At 55.2% G+C, this 8,629-nt stretch carries 9 protein-coding genes and 1 riboswitch; of the genes, 6 read left to right on the forward strand and 3 right to left on the reverse strand.

The genetic code is table 11. The annotated features are described in order from the left end of the window. Positions 1-74 precede the first annotated feature (74 nt). Positions 75-301, reverse strand: a riboswitch (TPP riboswitch). A 52-nt stretch (positions 302-353) separates the two neighbouring features. Next, complete coding sequence (locus tag RT644_RS23550) at positions 354-857, reverse strand: Rsd/AlgQ family anti-sigma factor (protein WP_020456067.1); 504 nt, start codon at positions 855-857, stop codon at positions 354-356. 83 nt (positions 858-940) lie between these two features. On the opposite strand from RT644_RS23550, the gene nudC reads away from it, so the two are divergent. The 6 genes from nudC to RT644_RS23580 all read left to right on the forward strand — a co-directional run bounded on the left by nudC (position 941) and on the right by RT644_RS23580 (position 5,299). Beyond that, positions 941-1,714 carry an NAD(+) diphosphatase gene (nudC, locus tag RT644_RS23555; RefSeq protein ID WP_020456068.1) on the forward strand — a complete coding sequence of 258 codons (774 nt, stop codon included), beginning with the start codon at positions 941-943 and terminating at the stop codon, positions 1,712-1,714. Positions 1,715-1,753: 39 nt separating this feature from the next. Further along, positions 1,754-2,818 carry a uroporphyrinogen decarboxylase gene (gene hemE, locus RT644_RS23560; protein ID WP_086868583.1) on the forward strand — a complete coding sequence of 355 codons (1,065 nt, stop codon included), beginning with the start codon at positions 1,754-1,756 and terminating at the stop codon, positions 2,816-2,818. A gap of 9 nt (positions 2,819-2,827) precedes the next feature. Then, positions 2,828-3,508, forward strand: a complete 681-nt coding sequence (gene nfi, locus RT644_RS23565) for a deoxyribonuclease V (protein ID WP_160271371.1) — start codon at positions 2,828-2,830, stop codon at positions 3,506-3,508. Between the two features lie 33 nt (positions 3,509-3,541). Continuing rightward, the gene (locus RT644_RS23570) at positions 3,542-4,132 is read left to right on the forward strand and encodes a YjaG family protein (protein WP_020456071.1); all 591 of its coding nucleotides are present in this window, start codon (positions 3,542-3,544) and stop codon (positions 4,130-4,132) included. Positions 4,133-4,318: 186 nt separating this feature from the next. Beyond that, positions 4,319-4,591: a nucleoid-associated protein HU-alpha gene (hupA, locus tag RT644_RS23575; RefSeq protein ID WP_017460010.1), complete on the forward strand. Its 273-nt coding sequence runs from the start codon at positions 4,319-4,321 to the stop codon at positions 4,589-4,591. Positions 4,592-4,603: 12 nt separating this feature from the next. Then, positions 4,604-5,299 carry a DUF1481 domain-containing protein gene (locus RT644_RS23580; protein WP_313628380.1) on the forward strand — a complete coding sequence of 232 codons (696 nt, stop codon included), beginning with the start codon at positions 4,604-4,606 and terminating at the stop codon, positions 5,297-5,299. A gap of 40 nt (positions 5,300-5,339) precedes the next feature. On the opposite strand, the gene purD is transcribed toward RT644_RS23580, so the two are convergent. Together purD and purH are read right to left on the reverse strand one after the other, a co-directional pair. Further along, complete coding sequence (purD, locus tag RT644_RS23585; RefSeq protein WP_045514721.1) at positions 5,340-6,632, reverse strand: phosphoribosylamine--glycine ligase; 1,293 nt, start codon at positions 6,630-6,632, stop codon at positions 5,340-5,342. Between the two features lie 15 nt (positions 6,633-6,647). Next, positions 6,648-8,237: a bifunctional phosphoribosylaminoimidazolecarboxamide formyltransferase/IMP cyclohydrolase gene (gene purH, locus RT644_RS23590; protein ID WP_313628378.1), complete on the reverse strand. Its 1,590-nt coding sequence runs from the start codon at positions 8,235-8,237 to the stop codon at positions 6,648-6,650. Positions 8,238-8,629 lie beyond the last annotated feature (392 nt).

Below are 8,629 nucleotides of genomic sequence, written 5' to 3' on the forward strand. Positions count from 1 at the left end.
GAATGTAAAGGATATGGCTTGTCAGACGACGGATGGAGTAATGGCAGCAAACCGCCCGTGAGGGTGGTTGACGTAAATGGATTACTCTTGTTCCCTTCGCAGGTTTTAACCTGATCAGGTTCCGCGGATCCCGAATTAACGGTCTCAGCCTTTTCCCCTTCATCCTTCACGCTGCCCTGTGTTGGCTGCGTTCGCTCACCACGGTCACTTACTTGATGTAAGCTGCCGGGGATTCACGAACTTGCCGTCTCGACGCATCGCGAATGATGTTGTGGAAATATAGGCACTCCGACAAGAAAAACCCGTCCGAAGACGGGGACTGCTTTTTAAATTACGCGTTAATGTTTAAGAACTCAAGCCGGTCGCGCGACACCGCTTTCGTCGTTGGCGCTCTCTTTGATGTTGTTATCAAAGGCCAGCACGATTAACTTGTCTTCAAGGGTAAAGCGGGCGGCCAGCGCTTCGCCGATATCGGAGAGCGCTTGCTGGAACTCCAGACAGTTATCGTCATCAATGGCGTTTTCCAGGCTGGAGTCGTAATAGTTCATGATTTCTACAGTATTCGCTTCAAGCATTGGGTAAAGCTGCGTCGCCGCTAAAAGTGGGCTGCTCCCTTCCAATTCGCTAATGATGCGTTCATAAATATTGAAGTGACCTGCGGAAAGGTATTCCACCAGGTTGTGGCAAAAATCGTCCAGCGCTTTTTCGTTAAGCTGCATGTAGGATCCTTTGCCAGGTTTAATGCCAACCAGATTGTAATAAGAAACAAGCAGTTGCTTACGTGCTTGCAGCCAATGGTCGACAAGTTTGTTACTTCCTCCAACGCGCTCTGTCAGGCTTTCTAACTGGTTTAGCATAAATGGCTCCGCAAATATGTAAGATCAAAACGATGTAATAATAATGTTAATAACATGCCAGTAAAGCGAAGGTAGTGCACCAAATGGTACGTATTATTGAAGCACACGATCAGGGCTGGTGGATCGTCAGCCATGAACAAAAATTATGGATGCCCGGCGGGGAATTACCACACGGCAAGGCAGGAAATTTCGATCTTGTGGGGCAGAGCGCGCTTCACATTGGCGAGTGGCAGGGCGAAGCGGTATGGATGATCCGCCAGAATCGTCGCCAGGATATGGGATCCGTGCGTCTGCTTATCGATCAAGATGTGGGGCTTTTTCAACTGGCGGGCCGTGGCGTGCAACTGGCGGAATTTTATCGTTCACACCAGTTTTGCGGCTACTGCGGGCACACCATGCACCCCAGTAAAACCGAATGGGCAATGCTGTGCGATCACTGCCGCGAGCGCTATTACCCGCAAATCGCCCCTTGCATCATTGTCGCCATTCGCCGTGATGACAGCATTTTGCTGGCGCAGCACACGCGCCATCGCAATGGCATTTACACGGTGCTCGCCGGTTTCGTCGAAGTGGGCGAAACCCTTGAACAGGCGGTGGCGCGTGAAGTGATGGAAGAGAGCGGCATCAAAGTGAGGAATTTGCGTTATGTCACCTCGCAACCGTGGCCGTTTCCACAATCGCTGATGACCGCATTTATGGCGGAATATGACAGCGGCGAAATCCGCATTGATCCGAAAGAGTTACTGGATGCGGGCTGGTATCGCTATGACAACTTGCCGCTGTTACCGCCTCCGGGTACGGTTGCGCGCCGCCTTATCGAGGATACGGTGGCGATGTGTCGGGCAGACGACGAATAAGGTGTATATACTGGCGGCCTGACGCTTGAGGAACTGACAATGACCGAACTGAAAAACGATCGTTACCTGCGCGCGCTTCAGCGCCAGCCAGTAGATATGACCCCGGTGTGGATGATGCGCCAGGCAGGCCGCTATTTACCGGAATATAAAGCGACCCGCGCGCAAGCAGGCGATTTTATGTCGCTGTGCAAAAACGCCGAGCTGGCCTGCGAAGTGACCTTACAGCCGCTGCGCCGCTACCCGCTTGATGCGGCTATTCTTTTCTCCGACATCCTTACCGTGCCAGATGCGATGGGGCTTGGCCTCTATTTCGAAGCCGGGGAAGGGCCGCGTTTTACCTCGCCCATCACCTGCAAAGCGGATGTTGATAAGCTGCCGGTGCCAGACCCGGAAAACGAGCTGGGCTACGTGATGAACGCCGTGCGCACCATTCGCCGTGAGCTGAAAGGTGAAGTGCCGCTGATCGGTTTTTCCGGTAGCCCGTGGACACTGGCGACTTATATGGTGGAAGGCGGCAGCAGCAAAGCGTTTACCCTGATTAAAAAAATGATGTACGCCGAGCCGCACACGCTGCATGCGCTACTGGATAAGCTGGCGCAGAGCGTCACGCTGTACCTCAACGCGCAGATCCGCGCGGGCGCACAGTCAGTGATGATTTTCGACACCTGGGGCGGTGTGTTGACCGGGCGCGATTATCAGCAATTCTCGCTCTACTACATGCATAAAATTGTCGATGGCTTGCTGCGTGAAAACGAAGGCCGCCGCGTGCCGGTGACGTTATTCACCAAAGGCGGCGGGCAGTGGCTGGAAGCAATGGCAGAAACAGGCTGTGATGCGCTGGGCCTCGACTGGACAACCGATATTGCCGATGCACGCCGTCGCGTTGGTCATAAAGTTGCGCTGCAAGGCAATATGGACCCGTCTATGCTTTACGCGCCGCCTGCGCGCATTGAAGAAGAGGTCGCGACGATTCTCGCGGGCTTCGGCAAAGGCGAAGGTCATGTGTTTAACCTCGGTCACGGCATTCATCAGGATGTCCCGCCGGAACATGCAGGAGTATTTGTCGAGGCGGTGCACCGCCTGTCGGCCTCCTGGCATCAGTAAGGAGAGAGTATGGATCTCGCGTCACTACGCGCACAACAACTTGAACTGGCTTCTTCGGTGATCCGTGAGGATCGTCTGGATAAAGATCCGCCCACATTGATCGGCGGGGCCGATGTCGGTTTTGAGCAGGGTGGAGAAGTGACGCGAGCGGCGATGGTGCTGCTCTCCTGGCCTTCGCTGGAGCTGATTGAATATCAGGTGGCGCGTATCGCCACCACCATGCCTTATATCCCTGGTTTCCTTTCTTTTCGTGAATACCCGGCGCTGCTGGCGGCGTGGGAGCAGCTGTCGCAAAAACCCGATTTGCTGTTTGTCGATGGCCACGGTATTTCCCATCCGCGCCGTCTCGGTGTTGCCAGCCATTTTGGTTTGCTGGTCGATGTACCTACTATTGGCGTGGCGAAAAAGCGGCTGTGTGGCAAGTTCGAACCGCTGGCGGACGAGCCGGGTGCGCTCTCCCCGTTGATAGATAAAGGTGAGAAGCTCGCCTGGGTGTGGCGCAGCAAGGCGCGCTGTAATCCGTTGTTTGTCACCACCGGGCATCGTGTCAGCCAGGATAGCGCGCTCGCGTGGGTGCAGCGTTGCATGAAAGGCTACCGGTTACCGGAACCGACGCGCTGGGCGGACGCGGTGGCATCCGGACGGCCCGCGTTTACGCGTTGGCAGGCAATTCAGCGCGATATCAGGTAAACTGCCGCGCATTACCGATTTTGAGAAACGATCATGTTACAAAACCCAATTCACCTGCGTCTGGAAAAGCTGGAAAGCTGGCAGCACGTCGTCTTTATGGCTTGCCTGTGCGAGCGTATGTACCCCAATTACGCCATGTTCTGCCAGCAGACAGAGTTTGGCGACGCGCAGCTTTACCGGCGGATCCTTGACCTGGTGTGGGAAACGCAGATCGTCAAAGACGCGAAAGTGAACTTCGACAGCCAGCTGGAGAAACTGGAAGAGGCGATTCCGGCGGCGGATGACTACGATCTGTACGGTGTTTACCCGGCCATTGATGCCTGCGTGGCGCTCAGTGAACTGATTCATTCGCGCCTGAGCGGTGAAACGCTGGAGCATGCAATCGAGGTCAGTAAAACGTCGATCACTACCGTTGCGATGCTGGAAATGACCCAGCAGGGACGTGAAATGACCGACGAAGAGCTGCGGGAAAACCCGGCTGTTGAGCAAGAATGGGATATTCAGTGGGAGATTTTCCGCCTTCTGGCAGCCTGCGAAGAACGCGATATTGAGCTGATTAAAGGGCTGCGCGCAGACCTGCGTGAGGTCGGCGAGAGCAATATCGGTATAAATTTGCAGCAATGAGACAATAAAACGTGATTTAACGCCTGTTTTGTCGTGCCTGAAGGCTTCCCTTAATACCCTCGTCTGGTCTACATTTGGGGGGCGAAAATAAGTGGCTATCGGTGCGTGTATGCAGGAGAGTGCTTTTGAGGCATTTCCGTCGCACTCGATGCTTAGCAAGCGATAAACACATTGAAAGGATAACTTATGAACAAGACTCAACTGATTGATGTAATTGCAGACAAGGCTGATCTGTCTAAAGCGCAAGCGAAAGCTGCACTGGAATCCACCCTGGCTGCCGTTACTGAGTCTCTGAAAGCAGGTGATGCGGTACAACTGGTTGGTTTCGGTACCTTCAAAGTGAACCACCGCGCTGAGCGTACTGGCCGCAACCCGCAGACCGGTAAAGAAATCAAAATCGCCGCAGCTAACGTGCCGGCATTTGTTTCTGGTAAAGCACTGAAAGACGCAGTTAAGTAAGACCGCGTGGCAGTGAACAGTTTTGTCGAAGGGGCGGTTTCGCCCCTTTTGTCATTCTGGCGTCGCCCGCTGTTGTTGGCGGGCGCAGCGCTGTTACTGACAGCCTGCAGCCATGACTCCTCCTTACCGCCTTTTACCGCCAGCGGGTTTGCCGGCGATCAGGGCGCAGTGCGGATCTGGCGTAAAGATTCAGACGGTGAGACGCACTTGCTCGCCGCATTTAGCCCGTGGCACCGCGGGAATACATCGCTTAGCGAATACCGCTGGCAGGGCGATACGTTAACTCTCATTGAACTCAATGTTTACGGTAAACCGCCGGAGCATATTCGCGTCCGTTTTGACGATCGCGGCGAGCTGAGCTTTATGCAGCGTGAGGTCGACGGGCAGAAACAGCAACTTTCCAGCGACCAGGTCGCGCTGTATCGCTACCGGGCAGAGCAGATCCGCCAGACCAGTGACGCGCTGCGTCAGGGGCGGGTGATCCTGCGTCAGGGGCGCTGGCAGGCCAACCATACGGTACAGACCTGTGAAGGGCAGACCGTGAAACCCGATCTGGATGATTACGCCTTAAACCGTATTGAGCAGCGTCAGAACCGCTCTGCGGTTGCGGTAAGCGTCGCATGGCTGGAAGCGCCGGAAGGCGCGCAGCTATTGCTGGTGGCGAATTCTGATTTCTGCCGCTGGCAGCCGACGGAAAAGAATTTCTGAAAACCCTCTCCCCGGTGGAGAGAGGGTGAAAGGGCGAGAGTTACTTGCCTTGCTCGCGCGCAATGGCGCGGTAACCAATATCCCGGCGGCTGAAGCTGCCATCCCAGTGAATATCGGTCATTAAGGCATACGCGCGCTGCTGCGCTTCGGCGACGGTGTTACCCAGCGCGGTAACGCACAGCACGCGCCCGCCGTTGGTCAGCACCTGGTCGTCGGCAGAGAGTTTGGTGCCTGCGTGGAACACTTTACCGTCAGCCACTTCTTCCAGCGGCAAACCGTGGATGACATCGCCATTGCGGTAGTTGCCCGGATAACCACCGGCTGCAACCACAACGCCCAGCGATGCGCGACTATCCCACTCTGAGGTTTTCTCATCCAGCTTGCCTTCACACGCGGCCAGGCACAGCTCCACCAGGTCAGACTGCATGCGCAGCATAATTGGCTGTGTTTCCGGATCGCCAAAGCGGCAGTTGAACTCGATAACTTTCGGGTTGCCCTGCTTATCGATCATCAGCCCGGCATACAGGAAACCGGTGTAGGTGTTGCCTTCCGCCGCCATGCCGCGCACGGTTGGCCATATGACGCGTTCCATGGTGCGCTGATGCACTTCATCCGTCACCACTGGCGCAGGCGAATAAGCTCCCATACCGCCGGTATTCGGGCCGGTATCGCCATCCCCGACGCGTTTGTGATCCTGGCTGGTGGCCATTGGCAGCACGTGTTCGCCGTCAACCATCACGATAAAGCTGGCTTCTTCACCATCGAGAAACTCTTCAATCACAATGCGGTGGCCCGCGTCGCCAAAAGCATTGCCTGCCAGCATATCGTGAACCGCTGCTTCGGCTTCTTCGAGCGTCATAGCGACGATCACGCCTTTGCCCGCCGCCAGACCATCGGCCTTGATCACGATAGGCGCGCCTTTCTCACGCAGGTAAGCCAGCGCAGGCTCGATGTCGGTAAAATTCTGGTACTCGGCGGTCGGAATATTGTGGCGCGCGAGGAAGTCTTTGGTGAATGCTTTGGAGCCTTCTAGCTGCGCGGCACCCTGCGTTGGGCCAAAAATCTTCAGACCGGCCGCGCGAAACGCGTCGACCACGCCGATTACCAGCGGTGCTTCCGGGCCAACGATAGTCAGATCGATCTTCTCGTTCTGCGCAAAGCTCAGCAGCGCCGGGATGTCGGTTGCGCCAATCGCGACGTTTTGCAGCGTCGGTTCCAGTGCCGTACCGGCGTTACCCGGTGCGACAAAAACGGTATCAACCAGCGGTGACTGCGCGGCTTTCCATGCCAGCGCGTGTTCGCGCCCGCCGTTGCCAATTACTAATACTTTCATTGTCTGCTCCGTGGATTAATGGCGGAAGTGACGCATGTCGGTGAAAATCATCGCAATGCCGTGTTCGTCGGCGGCGGCAATGACTTCGTCATCGCGGATGGAACCGCCAGGCTGAATAACGCAGGTCACGCCAACAGCGGCGGCGGCATCAATGCCGTCGCGGAACGGGAAGAACGCGTCAGAAGCCATGGCGGAACCTTTCACTTCCAGCCCTTCGTCACCGGCTTTGATCCCGGCGATTTTCGCCGAATAGACGCGGCTCATCTGGCCTGCGCCAATGCCGATGGTCATGTTTTCTTTCGCGTAGACAATGGCGTTGGATTTCACGAATTTCGCCACTTTCCAGCAGAACAGCGCATCACGCAGCTCCTGCTCGGTCGGTTGGCGTTTGCTGACAACGCGCAGTTCACTTGCGCTTACCATGCCGAGATCTCTGTCCTGGACCAGCAGACCGCCGTTGACGCGTTTGAAATCAAGGCCCGGAACACGCTGCGTCCACTCGCCGCAGACCAGTACGCGGACATTCTGCTTAGCGGCGGTAATTTTCAGCGCCTCTTCGCTGGCGGACGGGGCGATGATCACTTCAACAAACTGGCGAGAAATGATCGCCTGGGCGGTTTCAGCGTCCAGCTCACGGTTAAAAGCGATGATGCCGCCGAATGCGGAGGTTGGATCGGTTTTATAAGCGCGATCGTAAGCCTCCAGAATTGAACCGCTAACCGCAACGCCGCAAGGATTGGCGTGTTTCACAATCACACACGCCGGTTCGCTGAACTCTTTCACGCACTCCAGCGCCGCATCGGTGTCGGCAATATTGTTATAGGAGAGCGCTTTGCCTTGCAGCTGCTGCGTGGTGGCAACGGAGGCCTCTTTGATCTCTTCTTCTATATAGAAGGCGGCTTGCTGGTGGCTGTTTTCGCCGTAGCGCATATCCTGCTTCTTAATGAAGTTCAGATTCAGGGTACGCGGGAAGCGGCCGGCGGGTTCTTTGCTTTCGCCGTGATAGGCCGGAACCAGGCTGCCGAAGTAGTTGGCAATCATGCTGTCGTACGCCGCGGTGTGTTCAAACGCTTTAATCGCCAGGTCGAAGCGGGTGGCAAGCAGAAGTGAACCTTCGTTGGCATCCATTTCATTAATAATGGCGCTGTAGTCGCTGCTCTTTACAACGATAGCGACATCTTTATGGTTCTTCGCGGCGGAGCGCACCATAGTCGGACCGCCGATATCAATATTCTCTACCGCATCTTCCAGTGAGCAACCTTCACGCGCGACGGTCTCGGCGAATGGATAAAGGTTAACGACCACCATATCGATCGGCGCAATTGCATGTTCTGCCATGATTGCGTCATCCTGCCCGCGACGACCCAGAATGCCGCCGTGTACTTTTGGATGCAGGGTTTTCACGCGTCCATCCATCATTTCCGGAAAACCGGTGTAGTCGGAAACTTCAGTCACTGGCAGACCTTTTTCCGCCAGCAGACGCGCGGTGCCGCCGGTAGAGAGCAGTTCTACGCCACGCTGAGAGAGCGCCTGTGCGAATTCGACAATACCGGCCTTGTCAGAAACACTGAGCAAAGCGCGGCGGACTGGACGACGTTGTTGCATGGTAAATCCCCTGGATTTGTCTTTAACAGAGAGCGTTAGCTAAATATTAGGATCTTTATTGATCCTAAAACTTAGCTAATGCCCCAGCGAGGGCTCATGTTTTTTGCGCGGGCATTGTAACGAAAACGTTTGCGTAGCGCTCGCGAATTTTTGTACTTTTGCCGGGTTGTGGATAAGTCTGTGTGTAAATGGGTATAAAGGCGGGTTTTGCTGTGGAATGCAGCAGTCAGTCATTTTTATGTCATTTTTCTATTGCGGGGGGCGGATAACTCCCTATAATGCGCCTCCATCGACACAGCGGATGTGAATCACTTCACACAAACAGCCGGTTCGGTTGAAGAGAAAAAATCCTGAAAATCAGGGTTGACTCTGAAAGAGGAAAGCGTAATATA

The sequence above is a fragment of the Kosakonia sp. genome, assembly GCF_032104925.1.
In the GTDB taxonomy this organism is placed as follows: domain Bacteria; phylum Pseudomonadota; class Gammaproteobacteria; order Enterobacterales; family Enterobacteriaceae; genus Kosakonia.

Excerpts from the sequence above, each read along its gene's own strand:
- RT644_RS23550 (WP_020456067.1), bottom strand. The coding sequence starts at position 857 with ATGCTAAACCAGTTAGAAAGCCTGACAGAGCGCGTTGGAGGAAGTAAC.
- nudC (WP_020456068.1), top strand. The coding sequence starts at position 941 with ATGGTACGTATTATTGAAGCACACGATCAGGGCTGGTGGATCGTCAGC.
- hemE (WP_086868583.1), top strand. The coding sequence starts at position 1,754 with ATGACCGAACTGAAAAACGATCGTTACCTGCGCGCGCTTCAGCGCCAG.
- nfi (WP_160271371.1), top strand. The coding sequence starts at position 2,828 with ATGGATCTCGCGTCACTACGCGCACAACAACTTGAACTGGCTTCTTCG.
- RT644_RS23570 (WP_020456071.1), top strand. The coding sequence starts at position 3,542 with ATGTTACAAAACCCAATTCACCTGCGTCTGGAAAAGCTGGAAAGCTGG.
- hupA (WP_017460010.1), top strand. The coding sequence starts at position 4,319 with ATGAACAAGACTCAACTGATTGATGTAATTGCAGACAAGGCTGATCTG.
- purD (WP_045514721.1), bottom strand. The coding sequence starts at position 6,632 with ATGAAAGTATTAGTAATTGGCAACGGCGGGCGCGAACACGCGCTGGCA.
- purH (WP_313628378.1), bottom strand. The coding sequence starts at position 8,237 with ATGCAACAACGTCGTCCAGTCCGCCGCGCTTTGCTCAGTGTTTCTGAC.